Source organism: Pseudomonas sp. St386, from assembly GCF_018325865.1.
Classification (GTDB): domain Bacteria; phylum Pseudomonadota; class Gammaproteobacteria; order Pseudomonadales; family Pseudomonadaceae; genus Aquipseudomonas; species Aquipseudomonas brassicacearum.
In genome coordinates, this window is the sequence record NZ_AP021900.1 from 4,081,993 (window position 1) to 4,104,155 (window position 22,163).

Annotated in this window: 20 protein-coding genes; 12 read left to right on the plus strand and 8 right to left on the minus strand. The window is 61.0% G+C overall.

Annotated elements, in window-relative coordinates:
• The first annotated feature begins 1 nt into the window (after position 1).
• Genes KI235_RS17810 through fabI form a run of 4 tightly spaced genes read left to right on the plus strand, consistent with a single transcriptional unit; the run spans position 2 to position 4,522 of the window.
• Positions 2-1,075, plus strand: a complete 1,074-nt coding sequence (locus KI235_RS17810) for a microcin C ABC transporter permease YejB (protein WP_003202736.1) — start codon at positions 2-4, stop codon at positions 1,073-1,075.
• A 1-nt stretch (position 1,076) separates the two neighbouring features.
• A complete protein-coding gene (locus KI235_RS17815; RefSeq protein ID WP_003202737.1) occupies positions 1,077-2,096 on the plus strand; it encodes an ABC transporter permease in 1,020 nt (339 codons plus the stop codon).
• Position 2,097: 1 nt separating this feature from the next.
• On the plus strand, positions 2,098-3,708 hold the full coding sequence (locus KI235_RS17820; protein ID WP_003202738.1) for an ABC transporter ATP-binding protein: 1,611 nt from the start codon (positions 2,098-2,100) through the stop codon (positions 3,706-3,708).
• A gap of 19 nt (positions 3,709-3,727) precedes the next feature.
• Entirely contained in the window at positions 3,728-4,522 is a 795-nt protein-coding gene (gene fabI / locus KI235_RS17825; protein ID WP_003202751.1) for an enoyl-ACP reductase FabI, read from the plus strand.
• Positions 4,523-4,703: 181 nt separating this feature from the next.
• Here the strand turns inward: fabI and KI235_RS17830 are convergent, their stop codons facing one another.
• Positions 4,704-5,666: a sensor domain-containing diguanylate cyclase gene (locus tag KI235_RS17830; RefSeq protein WP_212795199.1), complete on the minus strand. Its 963-nt coding sequence runs from the start codon at positions 5,664-5,666 to the stop codon at positions 4,704-4,706.
• A 138-nt stretch (positions 5,667-5,804) separates the two neighbouring features.
• Between KI235_RS17830 and KI235_RS17835 the strand changes: the two genes are divergently transcribed.
• On the plus strand, positions 5,805-6,629 hold the full coding sequence (locus KI235_RS17835) for an AraC family transcriptional regulator (protein ID WP_003202755.1): 825 nt from the start codon (positions 5,805-5,807) through the stop codon (positions 6,627-6,629).
• A 29-nt stretch (positions 6,630-6,658) separates the two neighbouring features.
• On the opposite strand, the gene KI235_RS17840 is transcribed toward KI235_RS17835, so the two are convergent.
• The gene (locus tag KI235_RS17840; RefSeq protein WP_212795200.1) at positions 6,659-7,246 is read right to left on the minus strand and encodes a LysE family translocator; all 588 of its coding nucleotides are present in this window, start codon (positions 7,244-7,246) and stop codon (positions 6,659-6,661) included.
• Positions 7,247-7,388: 142 nt separating this feature from the next.
• Here KI235_RS17840 and KI235_RS17845 point away from each other — a divergent pair, with 142 nt between their 5' ends.
• Positions 7,389-8,843 carry a TrkH family potassium uptake protein gene (locus KI235_RS17845; RefSeq protein ID WP_003202759.1) on the plus strand — a complete coding sequence of 485 codons (1,455 nt, stop codon included), beginning with the start codon at positions 7,389-7,391 and terminating at the stop codon, positions 8,841-8,843.
• A 78-nt stretch (positions 8,844-8,921) separates the two neighbouring features.
• Here the strand turns inward: KI235_RS17845 and KI235_RS17850 are convergent, their stop codons facing one another.
• Positions 8,922-9,419: a hypothetical protein gene (locus KI235_RS17850; protein ID WP_212795201.1), complete on the minus strand. Its 498-nt coding sequence runs from the start codon at positions 9,417-9,419 to the stop codon at positions 8,922-8,924.
• Positions 9,420-9,563: 144 nt separating this feature from the next.
• Between KI235_RS17850 and KI235_RS17855 the strand changes: the two genes are divergently transcribed.
• The 4 genes from KI235_RS17855 to KI235_RS17870 all read left to right on the plus strand — a co-directional run bounded on the left by KI235_RS17855 (position 9,564) and on the right by KI235_RS17870 (position 12,864).
• Positions 9,564-10,646, plus strand: a complete 1,083-nt coding sequence (locus KI235_RS17855; protein ID WP_212795202.1) for a trifunctional transcriptional activator/DNA repair protein Ada/methylated-DNA--[protein]-cysteine S-methyltransferase — start codon at positions 9,564-9,566, stop codon at positions 10,644-10,646.
• A gap of 23 nt (positions 10,647-10,669) precedes the next feature.
• Positions 10,670-11,287, plus strand: coding sequence for a DNA-3-methyladenine glycosylase (locus tag KI235_RS17860; protein ID WP_212795203.1), 618 nt, complete (start codon positions 10,670-10,672; stop codon positions 11,285-11,287).
• A gap of 198 nt (positions 11,288-11,485) precedes the next feature.
• Positions 11,486-11,974, plus strand: coding sequence for a GFA family protein (locus KI235_RS17865; RefSeq protein WP_003202768.1), 489 nt, complete (start codon positions 11,486-11,488; stop codon positions 11,972-11,974).
• Between the two features lie 101 nt (positions 11,975-12,075).
• Positions 12,076-12,864, plus strand: a complete 789-nt coding sequence (locus KI235_RS17870) for a MipA/OmpV family protein (RefSeq protein ID WP_027911841.1) — start codon at positions 12,076-12,078, stop codon at positions 12,862-12,864.
• Positions 12,865-12,894: 30 nt separating this feature from the next.
• Here the strand turns inward: KI235_RS17870 and KI235_RS17875 are convergent, their stop codons facing one another.
• From KI235_RS17875 to miaE, 3 genes are all read right to left on the minus strand, one after another.
• Positions 12,895-14,181, minus strand: a complete 1,287-nt coding sequence (locus tag KI235_RS17875; protein ID WP_013693574.1) for an ATP-binding protein — start codon at positions 14,179-14,181, stop codon at positions 12,895-12,897.
• Positions 14,182-14,889 carry a winged helix-turn-helix domain-containing protein gene (locus KI235_RS17880; protein ID WP_003202775.1) on the minus strand — a complete coding sequence of 236 codons (708 nt, stop codon included), beginning with the start codon at positions 14,887-14,889 and terminating at the stop codon, positions 14,182-14,184.
• Positions 14,890-15,029: 140 nt separating this feature from the next.
• Complete coding sequence (gene miaE / locus KI235_RS17885) at positions 15,030-15,638, minus strand: tRNA isopentenyl-2-thiomethyl-A-37 hydroxylase MiaE (protein WP_003202777.1); 609 nt, start codon at positions 15,636-15,638, stop codon at positions 15,030-15,032.
• Positions 15,639-15,816: 178 nt separating this feature from the next.
• On the opposite strand from miaE, the gene KI235_RS17890 reads away from it, so the two are divergent.
• Complete coding sequence (locus KI235_RS17890) at positions 15,817-16,680, plus strand: universal stress protein (RefSeq protein ID WP_003202779.1); 864 nt, start codon at positions 15,817-15,819, stop codon at positions 16,678-16,680.
• 163 nt (positions 16,681-16,843) lie between these two features.
• Here the strand turns inward: KI235_RS17890 and KI235_RS17895 are convergent, their stop codons facing one another.
• Complete coding sequence (locus KI235_RS17895) at positions 16,844-17,314, minus strand: DUF1289 domain-containing protein (RefSeq protein ID WP_003202781.1); 471 nt, start codon at positions 17,312-17,314, stop codon at positions 16,844-16,846.
• 408 nt (positions 17,315-17,722) lie between these two features.
• Between KI235_RS17895 and acnB the strand changes: the two genes are divergently transcribed.
• Positions 17,723-20,332, plus strand: coding sequence for a bifunctional aconitate hydratase 2/2-methylisocitrate dehydratase (gene acnB / locus KI235_RS17900; protein ID WP_003202783.1), 2,610 nt, complete (start codon positions 17,723-17,725; stop codon positions 20,330-20,332).
• Between the two features lie 151 nt (positions 20,333-20,483).
• Here acnB and KI235_RS17905 read toward each other — a convergent pair whose 3' ends face one another.
• Positions 20,484-21,764, minus strand: coding sequence for a serine/threonine transporter (locus KI235_RS17905; protein WP_003202785.1), 1,281 nt, complete (start codon positions 21,762-21,764; stop codon positions 20,484-20,486).
• Between the last annotated feature and the right edge of the window lie 399 nt (positions 21,765-22,163).

Genomic DNA, 22,163 nt, shown 5'->3' on the forward strand with positions numbered 1-22,163 from the left:
AATGCTGGCTTATATTTTTCGGCGACTGCTGCTGATCATCCCGACCCTGTTCGGCATTCTGCTGATCAACTTCGTCATCATCCAGGCCGCGCCCGGCGGGCCGGTGGAACAGATGATCGCCAAGCTCGAGGGCTTCGAGGGCGCCACCAGCCGCATTGCCGGCGGCGGTGCCGAAGTGTCGGTGGCAGGCTCCTCCTACCGCGGCGCCCAGGGCCTGGACCCGGGGCTGGTCAAGGAAATCGAGCGCATGTACGGCTTCGACAAGTCGGCACCCGAACGCCTGTGGATCATGATCAAGAACTACGCCCACCTGGACTTCGGCGACAGTTTCTTCCGCGACGCCAAGGTCATCGACCTGATCAAGGAAAAGATGCCGGTGTCCATCTCCCTGGGGTTGTGGAGCACGCTGATCATGTACCTGGTGTCGATCCCGCTGGGGATCGCCAAGGCCACGCGGCACGGCAGCCATTTCGATGTCTGGACCAGCTCGGCCATCATCGTCGGCTACGCGATCCCGTCATTCCTGTTCGCCATCCTGCTGATCGTGGTGTTTGCCGGCGGCAGCTATTTCGACTGGTTCCCGTTGCGCGGGCTGACCTCCAACAATTTCGACGAATTGAGCATGAGTGGCAAGATCCTCGATTACTTCTGGCACCTGGCCTTGCCCGTCACCGCCCTGGTGATCGGTAACTTCGCCACCATGACCCTGCTGACCAAGAACAGCTTCCTCGACGAAATCAACAAGCAATACGTGGTCACCGCCAAGGCCAAGGGCCTGACCCGCCATCGAGTGCTCTACGGCCATGTATTCCGCAATGCCATGCTGCTGGTGATCGCCGGCTTCCCTTCGGCATTCATCGGGATTTTCTTTACCGGCTCCCTGCTGGTGGAAGTGATCTTCTCCCTCGATGGCCTGGGCCTGATGAGTTTCGAAGCGGCCATCAACCGCGACTACCCGGTGGTGTTTGGCACCCTGTTCATCTTCACCTTGCTGGGGCTGGTGGTGAAACTGATCGGCGATCTGACCTACACCTTTGTCGATCCACGCATCGACTTCGAAAGCCGGGAGCATTGAGATGAACCTGTCCCCTCTCAATCGCCGCCGCTTCGAACTGTTCAAGGCCAACAAGCGTGGCTGGTGGTCGCTGTGGCTGTTCCTGATCCTGTTCGGGCTGAGCCTGGGCGCCGAGTTGATCGCCAACGACAAGCCGCTGGTGGTGCATTACGACAATGGCTGGTACTTCCCGGCCCTCAAGCGCTACCCGGAAACCACGTTCGGCGGCGAATTCCCGCTGGAAGCCAACTACAAGAGCCCCTATATCCGCGAACTGCTGGCGGCCAAGGACGCCTGGGTGCTGTGGGCACCGATTCCGTTCAGCTACCAGAGCATCAACTACGACCTGAAGGTCCCGGCCCCGGCGCCGCCCTCTTCCGTGAACTGGCTGGGCACTGACGACCAGGGTCGCGATGTCCTGGCCCGGGTCATCTATGGCTTCCGCATCTCGGTCCTGTTTGCCCTGACGCTGACCGTGCTCAGCTCGATCATCGGCGTGATCGCCGGCGCCCTGCAGGGCTTCTATGGCGGTTGGGTGGACCTGGCCGGCCAACGATTCCTTGAAATCTGGTCCGGGTTGCCGGTGCTGTACCTGCTGATCATCCTGGCCAGTTTCGTCCAGCCCAACTTCTGGTGGCTGCTGGGCATCATGCTGCTGTTTTCCTGGATGAGCCTGGTGGATGTGGTCCGTGCCGAGTTCCTGCGCGGGCGCAACCTGGAATACGTGCGTGCTGCCCGGGCGCTGGGCATGCAGAACGGCGCGATCATGTTCCGCCACATCCTGCCCAACGCCATGGTCTCGACCATGACGTTCATGCCGTTCATCCTCACCGGCGCCATCGGCACCCTCACCGCCCTGGATTTCCTCGGCTTCGGCCTGCCGCCAGGCGCGCCGTCCCTCGGCGAGCTGGTGGCCCAGGGCAAATCCAACCTCCAGGCGCCATGGCTGGGCATCAGCGCGTTCGCCGTGCTGGCCCTGATGTTGAGCCTGTTGGTGTTCATCGGCGAGTCCGCTCGCGATGCCTTCGATCCGAGGAAGTGAAATGAACCAGGACAATCTGATCGAAGTACGCGACCTGGCGGTGGAGTTCATTGTCGGCGAACGCCGCCAGCGCGTGGTCGAGGGGGTCAGCTTCGATATCAAGCGCGGCGAAACCCTGGCCCTGGTGGGTGAAAGCGGCTCGGGCAAATCGGTTACCGCCCATTCGATCCTGCGGTTGCTGCCCTACCCGCTGGCCCATCACCCCACCGGGACCATCCAGTACGCCGGCCAGAATTTGCTGGGCTTGAAGGAAAAAACCATCCGTCATATCCGCGGCAACCGGATCGCGATGATTTTCCAGGAGCCGATGACATCCCTCAACCCGCTGCACTCCATTGAAAAACAGATCAATGAAGTGCTCGGCATCCACAAGGGCCTGAGCGGCAAGGTCGCGACCCGCCGGACCCTTGAGTTGCTGGAGCTGGTTGGCATTCCCGAACCCCACAAGCGCCTCAAGGCCCTGCCCCACGAGCTGTCCGGCGGCCAGCGCCAGCGGGTGATGATCGCCATGGCCCTGGCCAACGAGCCGGAACTGCTGATTGCCGACGAGCCGACCACCGCGCTGGACGTCACCGTCCAGTTGAAAATCCTCCAATTGCTCAAGGAATTGCAGGCGCGATTGGGCATGTCGCTGCTGCTGATCAGCCACGATTTGAACCTGGTGCGAAGAATTGCGCATCGCGTATGTGTCATGCAGCGCGGTTGCATCGTCGAACAGGCATCGTGCGAAGAGTTGTTCCGGGCACCGCAGCATCCGTACACTCGGGAACTGCTGGGCGCTGAACCCAGCGGCACCCCGGCGAGCAACGTCGTCGGCCCGCCGCTGTTGCAGGTCGAGGACCTGAAAGTCTGGTTCCCGATCAAGAAAGGCCTGTTCAAGCGCACGGTAGACTACATCAAGGCCGTGGACGGTATCCGCTTCAGCCTGCCCCAGGGCCAGACCCTGGGCATCGTCGGCGAAAGCGGTTCCGGCAAATCCACCCTGGGGCTGGCAATCCTGCGGTTGATCGGCAGCCAGGGCGGGATCCGTTTCGAAGGCAAGCAGCTGGATAGCCTGACGCAGCAACAAGTCCGGCCGCTACGCCGGGAGATGCAAGTGGTGTTTCAGGACCCGTTTGGCAGCCTGAGCCCACGGATGTGTGTGAGCCAGATCGTCGGCGAAGGCCTGCGGATCCACAAGATCGGCACCGAAGCCGAACAGGAACAAGCGATAATAGCGGCATTGAAGGAGGTAGGCCTGGACCCGGAAACCCGGAACCGCTACCCCCATGAATTTTCCGGAGGGCAACGGCAGCGTATCGCCATTGCCCGGGCCCTGGTGCTCAAGCCGGCGTTGATTCTGCTGGATGAACCGACGTCGGCCCTGGACCGTACCGTGCAACGCCAAGTGGTGGAGCTGTTGCGGTCGTTGCAAACCAAGTACAACCTGACGTACCTGTTTATCAGCCATGACCTGGCTGTCGTCAAAGCGCTGAGCCACCAGTTGATGGTGGTCAAGCATGGCCAAGTGGTCGAACAAGGTGATGCCCGCAGCATATTCGCCGCGCCGCAGCACCCCTATACACAGCAGTTGCTGGAGGCCGCCTTCCTGGCCCCAACAACTGCCGAATAACCTGAAAGAGGAGCAACACATGGGTTTTCTCGCCGGTAAGCGCGTACTGATCGTCGGTGTCGCCAGCAAGCTGTCCATCGCATCCGGCATCGCCGCCGCCATGCATCGCGAGGGCGCTGAGCTTGCCTTCACTTATCAGAACGACAAACTCAAGGGTCGTGTCGAAGAGTTCGCACAGGGCTGGGGTTCGAGCCCTGAGCTGTGCTTCCCGTGCGACGTGGCCAGCGATGAAGAAATCGCCAAGGTCTTCGAAGAACTGAGCAAGAAGTGGGACGGCCTGGACTGCATCGTGCACTCCGTGGGCTTCGCCCCGGGCGACCAACTGGACGGCGACTTCACCGAAGCCACCACCCGCGAAGGTTTCCGCATTGCCCACGACATCAGCGCCTACAGCTTCGTGGCCCTGGCCAAGGCCGGTCGCGAAATGATGAAAGGCCGCAACGGCAGCCTGCTGACCCTGTCGTACCTGGGCGCCGAGCGCACCATGCCGAACTACAACGTCATGGGCATGGCCAAGGCTTCCCTGGAAGCCGGCGTCCGTTACCTGGCCGGCTCCCTGGGCCCGGACGGCACTCGCGTCAACTGCGTATCGGCAGGTCCGATCCGCACCCTCGCCGCTTCCGGCATCAAGAACTTCCGCAAGATGCTGGCCGCCAACGAAGCGCAAACCCCGCTGCGTCGCAACGTTACCATCGAAGAAGTCGGCAACGCCGGCGCCTTCCTGTGCTCGGACCTGGCATCGGGCATCAGCGGTGAAATCATGTACGTGGACGGCGGCTTCAACACCACCGCCATGGGTAACATCGAAGAGTAATCTTCACGTTGCAGCAAAAACGCCGCTTGTCCTGGAAAGGCCATGCGGCGTTTTTTTATGCCCACTGCAACCCCCCCTGTGGGAGCGAGCTTGCTCGCGATGGCGGTGGGTCTGCTGGCATTGATATTGACTGTGCCGACGCCTTCGCGAGCAAGCTCGCTCCCACAGGGATCAGCCTGTGCTAGCTGCGTAGCGCCTGTTTCTGTGCGTACATCGCTGCATCCGCGTCAGCCAGTAGCATGTCGATCGACTGATGACGCTGGGGGTCGTACTCGATCTGGCCGACACTGAAACGAATGTCATAGCCACGCTGCAACATCGCATTGCGCTCATCGAGGATTTCCTGGAGCCGCGTCATGATTGCCGCTATCTCGACATGGGAAGAACCGGTGAGCAACGCCACGAATTCGTCACCGCCCAGGCGGCCGATCACATCACTTTCGCGAAAGGCGATACGCAGCACATCGGCGAAGGTTTTCAGCGCGTTGTCGCCCTCGGCGTGCCCATAACGGTCGTTGATCGGCTTGAAGTCGTTGAGATCGAAGAACAGCAGCGTCGCCGGTCGAGACAAGCGATCACACACATTCAACGCATGCTGGGCCAACGTCCTGAAGCCACGCCGATTGGATAACAACGTCAGCTCGTCCATGCTCGCCATCTGCACCGCGACCATTTCCTGTTCGGCCATGCGGGCCAAGTCGCGCAGCAGTTCGCGCTCTTCGTCATTGAGCTTGCGCGGCTTGGTGTCGAGCAGGCACAACGTGCCGAGCTTGCTGCCGTCCTCCATCCCCAGCGGATGCCCCGCATAGAAGCGAATGCCAGGCTTGTCCATGACCAGTGGGTTGTCGTGGAAGCGTTCGTCCTGTTCCGCGTCGCAGATCTCCAGGATCTGATCCTGCAAAATCGCATGCCCACAGAAGGAAATCTCCCGCGGGGTTTCGCTGGCGTCCAGGCCGGCGCTGGACTTGAACCACTGCCGGTTGGCGTCCACCAGCGACACCAGCGCGATGGGCACGTCAAACAGGCGTCGGGCAAGGCGGGTCAGGCGGTCAAACCGCTCTTCGGGTGCGGTATCAAGCAGCTCGAGCGAGTGCAGATTCTTGAGGCGAGCGGCTTCGTCGTCCGGTTTGCGTGGCGCAAGCATCGGAAACTCCATTGGCAGGACTTCATGAAGTCTAGTCCAGGACCCCAGCCCTTCAAACCGAACGGGCTAAATCCGACGGGCATTTACCGGTCAGGACTAATACACTGCCACTCAGGTTCAAGACGAGGACGCTGACCGATGAAGCACGCCCCCCATGACGACGCCCCACGCTTCTGGCGCGACGCGGCCCTGCCCTTCATCGAAGCCCGGGCCATCGGTGATGGACGCAAGGTCTGCTATTCGCGCCATTCCCATGACCACTTTTCCATCGGCGCGATCACCGCCGGGCGCAGCACCTACATTCACGAACGCTCGAATTTCCAGGTGGAAAGCGGCACGGTGGTGCTGATGAACCCGGGCGACGTCCACGCGTGCAACCCGATCGACGATCAACCGTGGTCCTACGTGATGTTGTACGTCGACACCCAGTGGCTCAGAGACTTGCAGCGCCGTATCGGCTTTGACGAAAGCCTGGATTTCCAGGGCTTCGCCACCACGCACAGCCGCGATGTGGAGCTGTTTGCCGCATTGGGAAGGTTGTATGAGCAATTGGTGGATGAGCAGCTCGACACGCACCACAAGCACGCCGCCACCGAGGCATTTTTCATCGACCTGCAACAACGGCTCAACCCTGCCGGTCGCCCGGACCGGGGCAGCCATCCGGGCCTGATGCGTGCGGCGCAGTTTATCCACGACCATTGCAGCGAAGCCTTGAAGCTGGAAGACATCTGCACCGCCGCGCAACTGTCGCCGTCCTACCTGAGCCGAGCCTTCAAGCGCCATTACGGGATGACGCCCCACGCCTTCCTGGTCAACCGCCGGATCCAGTTTGCCCGGCGCCAATTGCGCGAAGGCAAGCTGATCGCCGACGTGGCGCTGGACAGCGGGTTTGCCGACCAGGCGCATTTCCAGCGTGCCTTCAAGCAACACCTGGCGGCTACGCCCGGCCAGTATCGCGGCTGATACCGCACCACCTTTTGTGGCGGGTTGGCTCAAGGCAACAACAGATACACCGCACTGGCCACCAACAACCCCGCCATCGTCCGATTGAACAGGCGCATGGTCGCCGGATTACCCAGCCAGGTGCGCAGGAAACTCCCGGCGTAGGCCCAGCAGCCCACCGAGACGTAGCAGATCACCAGGTAGATCGCCGTAAACTGCCACACCAGCCGCGCCTCGCCATCGGCCACGAACGCCCCCATTCCCGCCACGCAGGCCAGCCACGCCTTGGGGTTCAGCCATTGCATCAGCGCGCCATAGAACATCGAAGGCGCTCGCCCATCGTCCTCGCCGCCCAGATGCCCGTTATCCATCGCCAGTTTCCAGGCCATGAATAACAGAAACGCCACGCCGCCCAGTTGCACCACCCGTGTGAGGCCAGGCCAGCGTTGCAACACTTCATGCAACCCCAGCCCCATCAGCACCAGCAGCAAGACAAACCCCAGGGTTGCACCGCCCACATGGCGCAACGTCGCACGAAACCCGTACCGCGCCCCGGAGCTGAGGGCGACGATATTGACCGGGCCGGGTGTAATGGAGGCGACCAGGGCAAACGCCGCCATGGAAAGAATCAAACTCATCGCATACCTTCTTCATATCTGTGAGGTGGCGATCAAGGTAAATTGCCAATCGCGGGCGGTATTGAACAAAACTGCCCAAGGGGCTACCCATCAGCCCACCACAAAAACAATACTGTGCGGCTCATTCATTCAGGCGTGTTCTATGTCCATTGCGGTTGTGCGGTTTATTGGCTTCATCCTCGGTATTTTCCTGATCACCCTGGCTGCCAGCATGGCAATCCCGCTTTTGACGCTGGTGATGTACGAGCGCAACGATGACCTCTCGGCGTTTTTGTGGTCGAGCCTGATCACCTTCGTCTGCGGCGTCGCGCTGGTGGCGCGCGGTCGGCCAGCACACACCCAGATGCGCCCGCGGGACATGTATCTGCTGACCACCGCCAGTTGGGTCATCGTCTGCAGCTTCGCCGCCCTGCCCATGGTGTTCATCCAGCACATCAGCTACACCGATGCCTTTTTCGAAACCATGTCCGGCATCACCACCACCGGCTCGACCATCCTCACCGGTCTGGACACGGCCTCCCCCGGCCTGTTGATCTGGCGCTCGATGCTGCACTGGCTCGGCGGGATCGGCTTTATCGGCATGGCCGTGGCGATCCTGCCACTGCTACGGGTTGGCGGCATGCGGCTGTTCCAGACCGAGTCGTCGGACTGGTCGGAGAAAGTCACACCGCGCTCCCATGTCGCGGCGAACTACATCCTGTGGATCTATGTCGGCTTGACGGGCCTCGCCACCCTGGCCTTGTGGCTGGCCGGCATGACGCCCTTCGAAGCGATCAACCACGCGATGTCGTTGATTTCCACGGGCGGCTTCTCCACGTCGGATGCTTCCCTGGGGCATTGGCCCCAACCGGCCATTCACTGGGTGTCGGTGGTCGTCATGATGGCAGGCGCGCTGCCGTTCACCTTGTACGTCGCCACCTTGCGCGGCCACAAACGCGCGCTGCTCAAGGACCAGCAAGTCAGGGGATTCGTCGGATTCCTGGTCATCACCTGGCTCATCGTGGGGACCTGGCTGAGCCTGAACAGCGACTACAGCTGGTGGGACGCGGTCCGCATCGTGGCCGTCAACGTGACGTCGGTGGTCACCACCACGGGCGTGGCGCTGGGCGACTACACCCTATGGGGCAGCTTTGCCTTGCTGCTGTTCTTCTATTTGACGTTCGTTGGCGGTTGCTCGGGATCGACGGCCGGCGGACTGAAGATCTTCCGCTTCCAGGTAGCCGGCGAGTTACTGATGGGCAGCCTGAAACAACTGATCCATCCCCGGGCGGTGATCCAGAAAAAATACAACAATCACCCCATCGACGAAGAGATCGTCCGTTCGCTGCTGACCTTTTCGTTTTTCTTCACCATCACCATTGGCGCTATCGCCCTGGGGTTGGCGCTGATCGGCCTGGACTGGACCACCGCCCTGACCGGCGCGGCCACCGCCGTGTGCAACGTGGGCCCGGGGCTGGGCACGATCATCGGGCCAGCCGGCAACTTCTCGACCTTGCCGGATGCGGCGAAGTGGCTGCTGACCATTGGTATGCTGCTGGGTCGGCTGGAGATCCTGACAGTGCTGGTGTTGTTCACGCCGGTGTTCTGGAAGTATTGAACACGTCGGGTCAGGCAAAACAGACAAACAAAAAAACCGCGACGCCATGCACAGGCGTCGCGGCTTTTTTTCAAGCGATCAGCGGTCGTTCTTGATCGAAGAGGTGGTCGCGTTGGTCAGGCCCTTGGTGTTGTGGGTACCTGGTGTAGCGGTGGAAATCGCCGATGCCTTGGTCAGGCCACGGGTATCACGGTCGTTGGCGATGCTCGAGGTCAGCGAAGCCTTGCTGGTGCGGTCGGTGCGAGTGGTACCAGTGTGCTTGCCGCTCAGGCCATGATCGCGGGTGCGGGTACCGGTGTGGTCGCTGACCAATCCTTTGCCAAGGCCGCTGGAATCACCAGACTTGTCATGGTCCTGGCCACCACCGGTGCCGCCACCGATGCCACCACCGTGGCCACCACCGTGGCCACCGCCATTGCCACCACCGTTGCCTCCACCGTGGCCGCCACCACCCCCATTGCCGCCTGCGGCATAGCTCGAACCGATAGGCGACAACTCAGCAGGCAGCAAGGCCGAGGCACCGAACGCCAAGGCACAGACAGCAACGGCGATGAGGGATTTCTTATGTTTGGACATGATGTCTCCGAAAGACAAAAACAACGGTTGAACCTTTAAGACTCGCAGGTTCAATTTTTGTTCGTGACCGTCCGACCAAGTGAACGGAATTCACTGTCGATTTTTCGGTGGAGTCGTTCCGGGCACGGTTCTATGCTCAGGCCCATGAACCTACACGACTCGCTGCTCCCGCCCCATGCCGAGATGGTCCGCGCCATGCTCGAACGAGACACCGCCTACGAGGGGGTGTTCTTCACTGCGGTCAAGACCACCGGTATTTTCTGTCGCCCCAGTTGCACCGCGCGCAAGCCGAAACCGGAGAACGTCGAGTTCTTCGCCCATGCCGACGAAGCCATGTCGGCCGGCTACCGGGCCTGCCTGCGCTGCAAGCCCCTGGACGCCGCCGCCATCGCGCCAGACTGGATCCAGGCCCTGCTCAAGGCCGTGGACGCCGAACCCGACCTGCGCTGGACCGATGCCCTGCTGCTGGAACAAGGTATCGAGCCGCTGAAACTGCGCCGCTGGTTCAAGCAACATTTCGGCATGACCTTTCACGCCTACCTGCGCACCCGCCGCCTGGGCATTGCCCTGGGCGGCATCAAGGACGGCAGCTCCATCGACAATGCCGCGTTCGACTCCGGCTATGAGTCATTGAGCGGTTTTCGTGATGCCTTCGTGAAATCCTTCCACATCACGCCGGGCCGCGCAGCCCTCAGCGAACCTTTGTTGTTCACCCGCCTGACCACACCGCTGGGCCCCATGCTGGCCATGGCCGAACGACGAGGCCTGGTGCTGCTGGAGTTCCTCGACCGCCCGGCCCTGACCAAGGAACTGGAAGAGCTGCAGCAACGCTACGGCTACACGGTTGCGCCGGGGCACAACGCTCATTTGCAACAGATCGAAACCGAACTGGCCGATTATTTCGCCGGCAAGCTCACGGCATTCAACGTCCCGCTGCACATGCCCGGCAGCGCCTTCGCCGTACGGGTCTGGGCTGAACTGCAAAAGATCCCCTACAGCGAAACCCGCAGCTACGGCGGCATCGCCACGGCGCTGGGCAGCCCTGGCGCCAGCCGCGCCGTGGGCCTGGCCAACGGGCAGAATCGCTTGGCCATCGTCATTCCCTGCCACCGGGTGATCGGTGCGGATGGCTCGTTGACCGGCTATGGTGGCGGACAGCCGCGCAAGGCGTTTCTGCTACGGCTGGAGAAAGCCGCGGTGCAGGTTTCACTGCCCCTGGCGTTTTGAGCGCCCCGGAGAACAAATATCCGATGTCTGTGCCCTACCATGAGGCCAGCGCCTGGCTGGCAAGCCTCGACGAAGACTGGCGACGTCACGTCGAGGCGATCGGCCCTTGCCTGCTGCAACCCAAGCCGGCCCGCGATCCCTATGAAGCCCTGGTGCGGGCGATTGCCTACCAGCAACTGCACGCCAAGGCAGGCGATGCCATCCTCGGCCGGCTGCTGGCGTTGTTCCCGGCGCAGGCATTCCCCAATCCCGGGCAGATCCTGGCGACAGACGTTGCGCAGTTGCGCGGCTGTGGGTTTTCCGCGAGCAAGATCGCGACGATCCAGGGCATCGCCCAGGCGGCGCTGGACGCCATCGTGCCGGATTACGCCACAGCGCGGGCGATGGAGGATGAAGCGTTGATCGAGCGCCTGGTCAGCTTGCGTGGTGTCGGGCGTTGGACCGTGGAGATGCTGCTGATCTACAGCCTGGAGCGACCAGACATCCTGCCAGCCGATGACTTTGGCGTACGCGAAGGTTATCGACGGCTCAAGGGGTTGGAGCAACAGCCCAGCCGCAAGCGGATGGTTGAGATCGGCCTGGCCTGGAGCCCTTATCGGACGGTGGCGGCGTGGTATTTGTGGCGGGTGCCCGGTCGCTAGACCGTGTCCTCGTTCATCGCGAGCAAGCTCGCTCCCACAGTTGATCTTCAGTGTCCACAAATTGTATCTACACAGGAAATCCCCTGTGGGAGCGGGCTTGCTCGCGAAGGCGGTCGCATGGTCACCCTCAATTCAACTGTCAAGACACAGACTGTCTAGGCTGTACTGAGTCATTTCCAATCCCACTGGAGGTTCCCCATGCAGCTAGAAGGATCCTGCCACTGCGGCGCGGTGTCGTTCACCCTCGACAGTGCTCACCCCTACCCCTATCAGCGCTGCTACTGCTCAATCTGCCGCAAGACCCAGGGCGGCGGCGGTTTTGCGATCAACCTGGGGGGCGATGCCCAGAGCCTGAAGGTGCGCGGTCGCAAGCACATCTCGATCTACCACGCACGACTCAAGGACGAAGGCGATCTACGCGCCCACCGCAGCAGCGCCGAACGGCATTTCTGTTCCTTGTGCGGTTCGGGGTTATGGCTGTTCAGTCCTGAATGGCCGGAGCTGATTCACCCCTTCGCCTCGGCCATCGACACACCGCTACCGGTGCCGCCGGAGCACACCCACCTGATGCTGGGTTCCAAGGCGCCGTGGGTGGAAGTCGAGGCGCATCCGGGCGACCAGCAGTTCGAGGTCTATCCCCAAGAGTCGATTGCCCAGTGGCATGAACGCCTGGATTTGAGTCGTTAGGTTGCTTCACACTCTTTGACAATTTCCCGACAAAACTGTCAAAGATTGCCCGCCGGCAACTGCCTAGCATGGGCGCATCCAACTTCCATCCGGGTGCTCCCATGTTCCGTTCGCTGTGTCTGTCGTTGACTTCATGCGGCCTGCTTCTGCTCTGCGACTCATCGCAGGCCGACGATTGGCGTTACAGCTTACGGGCCGGCGCAGCCAGCGTGCCACGTTACAGCGGCAGTGACGAAAGGACCGTAGCACCCGCGTTGGGTGCGAAGATCGTCAGCCCCTATGGCGTTTTTCTCGATACCGACAAGGGCGTGGGCTGGGCGTTTGACGAAGAGGACTTCGGTTTGCGCGTGTACATCGGTGCCAGCGATGTGCGCAAGGATCGCAAGCACGGGTTCAAAGGCTCGGATGAACTCAACGGCATGGGCTCGATCAAGTCCCGGCCGGTGCTGGGGTTGGATGGGACCTATCAAATGGGGCCGATCGTCCTTGAGGCCAGCTTCGAACATGCTCTGGAAGAAGATGACGACAACCGTGATACCGGCTCCGCCTGGAACCGGCTGAAGTTGAGCCTCAGCATGCCATTTTACGAGGGTAGCCATGGCAAGCTCATGGGCAGCCTCAACAGTCAATTCGGCGACGGCGACTATGTCCGTACCTGGTATGGCGTCAGCGCCGCCCAGGCTTCGCGCAGTCAGTTCCGGGCCCACGACACCCATGGCGGGCTGGTGAGTCGCGGGGCGGATTTGACCTGGTCATTGCCGCTCGACGAACAGTGGAGCGTATCGACGGTGCTGGCCGTGCAGTACCTGGCCGGCGACGCAGCCCGCAGTCCGATTGTGGAGCGGCGGATGCAAGCGTCGTTGGTTGGGCAGGTGGTTTATGCCTTCTGAAGAGAAGGCTCCCTCGCGAATGCGCCCGATCTAATCAAGGTGCGCCCAGGTCATGCGAAACGATGCCCCGCCCCAGGGCGAGTCCGTTACTTCCACGTGCCCACGATGAGATTGCGACACCCGTCGCACCAGCGCCAGACCCAGGCCAAAACCTCCGGTACGACGGTCGCGGCTGGCGTCCAGGCGCGAGAACGGCTCAAAAATCTTCTCCCGCCCGTCCAGTGGCACGCCCGGCCCGTCGTCATTGACTCGCACCTCATAATGATCACCCGCGCGCGTCAATGACACCTGCACCCGCTCATCGGCGTAGCGAATGGCATTGCGCAGCAAATTGATCACCGCACGGGCCATGAAGCGTGGCTCGATACGGACCACCCCGACCGGACATTCGGCAATCAACAGCTGCACCCCGGCGGCTTCCGCCTCCAGCGCCACACTGCCCACCACGCTGTAGAGCCAATCGCGCGCCTGGATGTCCTCCCGGACAATCACCGTGGCGCCCTGCTCCAGGCTGGCATATGTCAGCAACTCGGAAACCATTTCTTCCAGTTCGCCGAGATCGGCGTACATGTCGTCAATCAACTCGCGGTTCTGGCTAGGATCGGGCTGCTGCTTGAGTTGATCCAGTTCAAACGACAAGCGTGCGATGGGCGTTCGCAACTCGTGGGAAACCGCATTGGTGAGCTCGCGCTGATTGGCGATCAGGCCCTCGATGCGCGCAGCCATCAAATTGAAATGTTCGGCCAGGTCGCGAATGTTCGAACGCTTGGACAACTGAATACGCACCGACAGATCGTTGCCACCAAAGCGCTCGGCCGCCAGGCGCAGCTTCTCCAGGTCGCGCCAGTGAGGTCGCACCCAGAAAAACAGCACGAAACCGATCATGATCGCGATCATCATGTAGGCCACGGTGATATAGAACGGCATCAGGCTCGGCTCTGCCGGCAGCTTGATGCTCAGTAGCTGCGAACCGTCGTCAATGCGCGAGATGAACTGTGTGTACTGGTCACGCATCACCAACAGCCCCTGGCTCAACTCGGCTTTCTCCTGGGTGCTCAAGGACAGTTGATCGCGCTCGACCAAGGCCAGGCCCAAGCCGTAGTGAGGCCGCACGGTTTCCAATTGTCGCTCCCGGGCCGAATCGTCCAGGCCACGCAGTTGCTCGACCAACGACCAGGCCTGACCACGCACCGCCTCTTGGTTGTAATGCTGCATCTCACCGTCAAGAAGCGCATCGAAGGTGCGATCGACCGTTTGCAACGCCAGCACCAAGCCAATCGTCATGACCAGGAAAAGTCCCAGGAATAACCGCAGCATCTACAGCTCCCACCCAAACGGATTGAACAGGTAACCCTTGCCCCAGACAGTCTTGATCCGCATCGGCTCCCGGGGATTGTCGTTGAGCTTGGCCCGCAGCTTGCTGACATAGACATCGACGCCACGATTGAGACCGTCGAAGGCAATGCCACGCATGCGGTTGAGAATGTCATCGCGCGACAGGATCTTGCCTGCCGCGCTTGCCAGCAGCCACAGCAGCTCGAACTCCATGGTGGTCAGCTCGACCAGGTCACCGGCCAGTCGCACCTCCCGACTGCTGCGGTCGATGGACAATCGTCCGAACTCATGGGCACCGCGCACGTTGATGTCTGGCACTTGCCGACGTTGCAGCGCCCGCAGGCGAGCCAGGAGTACCGCAGGCTTGATGGGTTTGATCACGTAGTCGTCGGCACCGGATTCCAGGCCGAGGATATGGTCCACGTCATCTTCCTTGGCCGTCAGGATCACGATCGGGGTATCAGCGACGTTGCGGATCCCGCGGCACACCTGCAACCCACTCTGCCCCGGCAGCATCAAATCGAGCACCACCACTTTCGGCTCGAATGCCAGAAACGCCGCCAGCGCCAGGTCGCCTCGGTGCTCTATACGCACCTCGAAGCCATGCTGAGAAAGAAAGTGCGCGATCAACCCGGCGAGCCTTTCGTCATCCTCCACCAGCAACACTTTGCCCGAACCCAGGTTATCCATAACAACCGCCTGCCAACCCATGATTGAAGTGGCCGCATTATGGCGCCAACCGACCACGGGGCGGGTAATGCAGACAGCAAAAACCGGCCTCATGGGCCGGTTTTCAACGAAGTTTCATGTTTTTAAGAGTTTTTAACAATTCAGGCCGGCATCGGCACACCGCTGTGGAAACGAAACTCCACATCCGGCGATTCGATCAACTCCCGCTCGGCTTCACGGACCTTGTCGATCACTTGGGCAATGTCCTTGGCGTCGCCGTACTGGTAAGCCAGTTTCAGGTAACCCTGGAAATGTCGGGCTTCGCTTTTCAGCAAGCCGAAATAGAACTTGCCCAGTTCCTCGTCCAGGTGCGGCACCAAGGCCTCGAAACGCTCGCAGCTGCGGGCTTCGATGAAGGCGCCGACCACCAGGGTGTCCACCAGCTTGACCGGTTCGTGGCTGCGTACCACCTTGCGCAACCCCGAGGCATAACGCCCGGCGGAGAGCTGGCGCAAGCCGATCTTGCGCTTTTTCATCAAGCGCATGACCTGCTCGTGATGCACCAGCTCTTCCCGGGCCAGGCGCGACATCAGATTGATCAGATCGACGTGGGAATGGTATTTGGCGATCAGGCTCAGGGCGGTGCTGGCCGCCTTGAATTCGCAGTTCTTGTGGTCGATCAGCATCGTTTCCTGGTCAGCCAGCGCGGCCTGGACCCAGGCATCGGGGGTGCGGCAACCAAGGAATTCGTGAATTTCGGGAAGATTCATGGGGCTCACGGGAAAAGGTAGTCGAGCGAAGGGCGCCGATTATACCGGCCTGCCCCCAGACCACCAGCCACCGCCGTTGATATGCATCAAGTCGAAGACTCATCCACAACAACTAGACTCCCCCACAACAACTATAGTTGAGCAAAACCAGCCTTTTCATTGCAGGAGAACGCCGATCATGCAAGCCATTCGCAGCATCCTGGTGGTTATTGAGCCCGAACATTCGGAAAGCCTGGCGCTCAAGCGCGCCAAACTGATCGCCGGAGTGACCCAGGCCCACCTGCATCTGCTGGTGTGCGACAAAAAGCATGACCATGCCGGCCTGCTCAGCGTGCTGAAGGCCGCACTGCTGGCCGACGGCTACAGCGTCACCACCGAGCAGGCCTGGAACGAAAGCCTCCACGAAACCATCATCGACGTGCAGCAGGCGGAAGGATGCGGGCTGGTGATCAAGCAGCACTTCCCCGACAGCCCGCTGAAAAAAGCCCTGCTGACCCCGGCAGACTGGAAGCTGCTACGCCATTGCCCGACCCCGGTGCTGCTGGTGAAAACCGCAGGTTCCTGGAAAGACAAGGTGATCCTGGCCGCCGTCGACGTTGGCAATGCCGATGGCGAGCATCGCCACTTGCACTCCACCATCATCGATCATGGCTATGACATCGCCCTCCTCGCCAAGGCGCACCTGCATGTGATCAGCGCCCACCCCTCGCCGATGCTCTCGTCCGCCGACCCGACGTTCCAGCTCAAGGAAACCATCGAGGCCAAGTACCGTGAACAATGCCGGGCGTTCCAGGCCGAATTCGACATCGATGACCAGCACCTGCACATCGAAGAAGGTCCGGCGGACGTACTGATCCCGTTCATGGCGCGCAAGCTGCAGGCGGCAGTGACGGTGATCGGCACCGTGGCCCGCTCGGGGTTGTCCGGGGTCTTGATCGGCAACACCGCCGAGGCTGTGCTCGATACGCTGGAAAGCGATGTGCTGGTGCTCAAGCCGCAGGAGGTCGAGGACCATCTGGTGGAGTTGGCGGTCAAGGACTGACACGTCAACCTGTGGCGAGGGGATTTATCTGTGGGAGCAAGGCTTGCCCGCGATAAAAACGACGCGGTCTCTCTGGAACCGAGGCGCCTGCATCGCGAGCAAGCTTTGCTCCCACAGCGAGGCGGTGCGACGTTTCGCTAAATCCCCTCGCCACAAAAAGCTGTCAGCCGCCAATCGCATCCTTCAGGAACCCCGGCGCGATATAACGCTGGTAATGGGCTTCGGACAGAAGGAAAAACTCCCGATCAATGGCATCGCGCAGGTCCGGCAGATCCCAGTCGCGAAACTCCGGCATCAGCACCATGCCGTAGGCCTCCAGGTTGTTGATCACCCGTGCGCCCCGGGCGATCAACTGGTAGGCCCAGCAATATTCCGACTGGTGCGGCACAAAGCGGATCTTGCGCGACTCCAGTTGCTGGCGCAGCAATACCGGGTCGAAAACCTCCAGCTTGGCCACCATCACCTGCACCAACAGCTGCTCGAGCCGCATCCACACCGCGCGCTTTTCGTCCTCGTTGTAGCCGTTCCAGTGAATCACTTCATGGTGGAACCGCTTGCAGCCACGGCACACCAGGTCACCGTAGACAGTGGAGCAAAGGCCGACGCAGGGGGTCTTGATGAGCTGGTTGGGCATAAGGAAACGCACACGCAAAAACAGGACAGGCCGGCATGTTAGCCCTTTGTCTAAGATTGATCACCCCTCAAACTTCCAGGCCCAACTTACCTTTAATTTTTTTTTCCCGTAGAATCAGCCAGCCTTTTAAGGCGCCAATGTCCGTTAGAAGCTGTTTTCAAAGCGTCACGAGCACAGTCGTTCCTTCAGAGCGGTGTTGGCGAAGGGTCTTTCCAGCGGGGAAAGCCCAACGCCAACCCTCATCAGCTCCCCGTTCTGCAGGCGTAAAACTTTGAAAGCAGCTTCTGTGAGGAACGTGCGGAAACTCTGGCGTGGTGGCTCAAAAAGCCGCCAACGCGCATGAGTACCGTGGGTTCCTGGATGAGCGTCCCGGACACCCATTTGGGACCACTGATGAGGGTAATAACTGTGCTTGAAGCCTACCGCAAACATATCGAAGAGCGCGCAGCCCTGGGTATCGTTCCCCAGCCGCTTAACGCCGAACAAACCGCAGGCCTGATCGAGCTGCTGAAAAATCCTCCGGCTGGCGAAGAAGCTTTCCTCGTTGACCTGATCACCAATCGCGTTCCGCCTGGAGTCGACGAGGCTGCCTACGTCAAGGCTGGCTTCCTGTCCGCCCTCGCCAAGGGCCAGGCCCAATCCCCTCTGCTGGACAAGAAGCGTGCCGTTGAACTGCTCGGCACCATGCAGGGCGGCTACAACATCGTGACCCTGGTGGAGCTGCTGGACGACGCCGAGCTGGCGCCGGTAGCCGCCGAAGAACTCAAGCACACCCTGCTGATGTTCGATGCCTTCCACGACGTGGCTGAAAAAGCCAAGAACGGCAACGTTCACGCCAAAGCCGTGCTGCAATCCTGGGCTGACGGCGAGTGGTTCAAGAAGCGCCCGGTGCTGGCCGACAAGATCAGCCTGCGCGTGTTCAAGGTAACCGGCGAAACCAACACCGACGACCTGTCCCCTGCTCCAGACGCCTGGTCGCGTCCTGACATCCCGCTGCACGCCCTGGCCATGCTGAAAATGGCCCGTGACGGCATCGTTCCGGACGAGCAAGGCAAGACCGGCCCGATGAAGCAGATCGAAGAAATGCGCGGCCAAGGCTTCCCGATCGCCTACGTCGGTGACGTGGTCGGTACCGGTTCCTCGCGTAAGTCGGCGACCAACTCGGTGCTGTGGTTCTTCGGCGACGACATTCCTTATGTGCCGAACAAGCGTGCCGGCGGCTTCTGCTTCGGCAGCAAAATCGCTCCGATCTTCTACAACACCATGGAAGATGCCGGCGCACTGCCAATCGAGTTCGACGTTTCGAACATGAACATGGGCGACGTGATCGACCTGTACCCGCATGCCGGCAAAGTCTGCAAGCACGGTACCGACGAAGTCATCACCACCTTCGAAATGAAGACCCCTGTGCTGTTGGACGAAGTCCGTGCCGGCGGTCGTATTCCGCTGATCATTGGCCGTGGCCTGACCGAGAAGGCTCGCGCCGAGCTGGGTCTGCCGCCGTTCGACCTGTTCAAGAAGCCTGAAGCCCCAGCTGAAAGCACCAAGGGTTTCACCCTGGCGCAGAAGATGGTCGGCAAGGCTTGCGGTCTGGCAGAAGGCCAAGGTGTACGTCCTGGTACCTACTGCGAACCGAAAATGACCACCGTGGGCTCCCAGGACACCACCGGTCCAATGACCCGTGACGAACTGAAGGACCTGGCGTGCCTGGGCTTCTCGGCTGACCTGGTGATGCAGTCCTTCTGCCACACCGCGGCCTATCCAAAGCCGATCGACGTCACCACCCACCACACCCTGCCTGACTTCATCATGACCCGCGGCGGCGTTTCCCTGCGTCCGGGCGACGGCATCATCCACTCGTGGCTGAACCGCATGCTGCTGCCAGACACCGTGGGCACCGGTGGCGACTCGCACACCCGTTTCCCGATGGGCATCTCGTTCCCAGCCGGTTCCGGCCTGGTCGCGTTCGCCGCAGCCACCGGCGTCATGCCGCTGGACATGCCGGAATCGATCCTGGTGCGCTTCAAGGGCAAAATGAAGCCTGGCATCACCCTGCGTGACCTGGTTCATGCCATTCCGTACTTCGCCATCCAGAACGGTCTGCTGACCGTCGAGAAGAAAGGCAAGAAAAACGCCTTCTCCGGCCGCATCCTGGAAATCGAAGGCCTGGAAGGCTTGACCCTGGAACAGGCTTTCGAATTGTCCGACGCCTCGGCCGAACGTTCGGCTGCCGGTTGCACCATCAAGCTGTCGAAAGAGTCGATCACCGAGTACCTGCAATCGAACATCACCCTGCTGCGCTGGATGATCGGTGAAGGCTACGGTGATGCACGTACCCTGGAACGTCGCGCCCAAGCGATGGAAGCCTGGATCGCCAACCCGCAACTGATGGAAGCCGATGCCGACGCCGAATACGCCGAAGTCATCGAAATCGACCTGGCCGACATCAGCGAGCCTGTGCTCTGCGCGCCGAACGATCCGGACGACGCCCGTCTGCTGTCCAGCGTTGCTGGCGAGAAGATCGACGAAGTGTTCATCGGTTCGTGCATGACCAACATCGGTCACTTCCGCGCTGCCGGTAAGCTGCTGGAGCAGGTCAAGGGCCAGCTGCCAACCCGTCTGTGGCTGTCGCCGCCGACCAAGATGGACGCTCACCAGCTCACCGAAGAAGGCTACTACGGCATCTACGGCAAGGCCGGTGCACGGATGGAAATGCCAGGCTGCTCGCTGTGCATGGGTAACCAGGCACGCGTCGAGCCGAACTCCACCGTGGTATCGACTTCGACCCGTAACTTCCCGAACCGTCTGGGTGACGGCGCGAACGTCTACCTGGCTTCGGCCGAACTGGCGTCCGTTGCTTCGATCCTGGGTCGCCTGCCGACCGTCGAGGAGTACATGGAATACGCCGGCAAGATCGACAGCATGGCAGCGGACGTGTACCGCTACCTGAGCTTCGACCAGATCGCCGAGTTCCGTGAAGCGGCTGCAAACGCCAACATCCCGGTCGTTCAAGCCTAAAGCTTAAAACGCCCGACTGAAAACGCCGCCCTTCTTGCGAGGGGCGGCGTTTTTTTATGCCTGTCTATTTGAGGGGAAGTGCCTTTTTTTGGGGACATATCCGTTGCTGCGGTAACGGATATACACACCAACCTCGCCCTCCAATAAAGGCCTACGCCAAGAGGGAGTAAACCAACGCCGTAATCGCCACCAAACCCACCAACGTAACGAAGACATTCGAAGCCTGGCCGCGATAACGGGCCATGGCCGGAACTTTGCGAATGGCATACATCGGCATCAGAAACAGGATAGCCGCGATGACCGGCCCGCCCAAGGTTTCGATCATGCCCAGAATGCTCGGATTGAGGGTCGCGACGACCCAGCACACCATCAGCATGAACGCGGCGGTGAGGCGATCCAGGGTCTTGGGCGCCGGGCGCCGGCCGCTCTTGACGATCAGGCCCTTGAGGCCTTCGCTGGCGCCGATGTAGTGCCCCAGGAACGACTTGGAGATGGCGACAAACGCAATCAACGGCGCGGCAAAGGCGATGGTCGGGTTGCTGAAGTGGTTGGCCAGGTACGACAGGATCGACAAGTTCTGCGCCTTGGCTTCGGCCAGTTGCGCCGGGCTCAGGGTCAGCACGCAGCTGAACACGAAGAACAGCACCATCACCACCATCAGCACATGGGCACGCGACAGGATCTGCGAACTGCGCTCCTCGGCGTTGGCACCGTAGCGACGTTTCTGGTCCACCGCAAAAGCCGAGATGATCGGTGAATGGTTGAACGAGAACACCATCACCGGGATCGCCAGCCACAAGGTATGCAGCAGCGCCGAAGCCTCAGGCGGCGTGGACGCCGTGGTCAGGATACCGCCGCTCCAGTGGGGAATCAGGAACACCGCCAGGAACAGCAGCGCAACGATGAACGGGTAGACCATCAGGCTCATGGCCTTGACGATCGCCTGCTCGCCACAACGGACCACCGCCAGCAGGCCCAGGATCAGCACCAGGGACAGCACCACCCGAGGAGGCGGCTGGATATGCAACTGATGCTCCAGGAAACTGCCCACCGTGTTGGTCAACGCCACGCTGTAGATCAACAGGATCGGGAAAATGGCAAAGAAGTACAAAAGCGTGATCAGCGCACCGGCCTTGAGGCCGAAATGTTCTTCCACCACCTCGGTGATGTCCGCGCCGTCGCGACCGGATAACACGAAACGGGTCAGGCCCCGGTGGGCATAGAACGTCATGGGGAACGCCAGCACCGCCAGGATCAGCAACGGCCAGAAGCCGCCCAGGCCCGCATTGATGGGTAAAAACAGAGTACCTGCACCGATGGCGGTGCCAAACAGGCCCAGCATCCACGTGGTGTCCTGGCGACTCCATTGGCTGAGGGTGGCTGGGACTGTCGTTTCAAAGCGCTCTTCGACGCTATTGGCCTGATCATTCATCCGGGCGGATCTCCGTATTCCGGTCACATGCACCCGGCCGGGACGAGTCGGAAAAACCCGACAGGCAGCGCCCTGGCCGAAACAGGGGCGCGATTGTCCGGGATTAGTGAGCAGAAGCAAAGGCTTAGCTGAGGAGCGGTTATGCGTATCAGATCGCTGCCATAGAATTATCCCTGCATTCCCTGTGGGAGCGAGCTTGCTCGCGATAGCTGTGTGTCCGCTTGCACCAGCACTGAATGTACCGCCGCCTTCGCGAGCAAGCTCGCTCCCACAATTGGATCGGGGTACAACCGGAGAGACAGGCCGGCTGTCAGGCCGCCTCGCGAGCAAGCTTTGCTCCCACAGGTCCTGCTCAAACAGATCTGACGGGTGTACGACCGGGAGAGTCAGGTCGGCTAC